The sequence below is a fragment of the Streptomyces sp. ActVer genome (genome assembly GCF_027270795.1).
GTDB classification, from domain to species: Bacteria; Actinomycetota; Actinomycetes; order Streptomycetales; family Streptomycetaceae; genus Streptomyces; species Streptomyces umbrinus_A.
Genome location: NZ_JAPWHT010000967.1, coordinates 1 through 858 on the forward strand (window position 1 = coordinate 1; position 858 = coordinate 858).

The window sequence follows — 858 nt, forward strand, 5'->3', positions numbered from 1 at the left end:
GGCGCCTGGTGGGTCCGCGACCGGGTCGAACCGGCCGTCGAGCTGCTGCTGGGCCAGGAGGTCGCGGCTGCCTACCCGGCCCAGGGCGCCGTACGCCTCGAAACACTGGGCCGCTCCGGCGAGTTGACCTCTCTGGACACCGAACACGTCATCGCGGCCACGGGATTCAGGGCGACCCGCGACCGCCTGGGCCTGCTGGCGGAGGACGTACGCGGGACCCTGGCCATGTCACCCGACGGATCCCCCTACGTGGGGCGGGAGTTCGAGTCCTCCTGCCCCGGCCTCTTCCTGGCGGGGCTGACCACAGCCTCCGCCTTCGGCCCCGCGATGCGCTTCGTCCACGGCGCCTCGTTCACGGCCCGGACTCTCGTACGAGGGGTGCGGCGCCGGCTGCGTACGGGGCCGGCCCGGGTGCCCGTGCCCGGCGCCCGGGAGCGGCGCGGGGTGCTCGGGGCTGCGGGTCACTGACGGTGCGGGTGCCGGGCGCGAGGCGTCCGGCACCCGACACGTCACCACTGACGGGACGCGGCCCGGCTTCGTCGGTACAGCACCGCTCCGCCGATCAGCAGCCCCGCACTGGCGACCGAGGCCGCGAGCAGCCCGTCGCTGCCGGTCTCCGCCAGCTGTGGCGCCCTGGTCGCCGGCCCCGGAGGGGTCGCGGCAGGCGGCACGGCCGCCGGAGGACTCACAACCGGAAGTGTCGTGACAGGCGGACTCACAACCGGAGGTGTCGTGGTCGGCGGGGTCGTGACAGGCGGAGTCCTGGTCGGTGGAGTCCTGGTCGGGGGTGGGGTGGTGGGAGGCACCGTCTTCGGCGGGGTGGCCGTCGGCGGCGGGGAAGTGGGGGGAGATCGGGAG

Annotated in this window: 1 protein-coding gene and 1 pseudogene; one reads left to right on the forward strand and one right to left on the reverse strand. The window is 75.1% G+C overall.

Features of this window, described 5'->3' with window-relative positions:
- Positions 1–468, forward strand: a pseudogene (locus tag O3Q52_RS53655) (dimethylaniline monooxygenase); the annotation flags it as partial.
- Between the two features lie 41 nt (positions 469–509).
- Here O3Q52_RS53655 and O3Q52_RS53660 read toward each other — a convergent pair.
- On the reverse strand, positions 510–689 hold the full coding sequence (locus O3Q52_RS53660; RefSeq protein WP_269655623.1) for an LPXTG cell wall anchor domain-containing protein: 180 nt from the start codon (positions 687–689) through the stop codon (positions 510–512).
- Positions 690–858 lie beyond the last annotated feature (169 nt).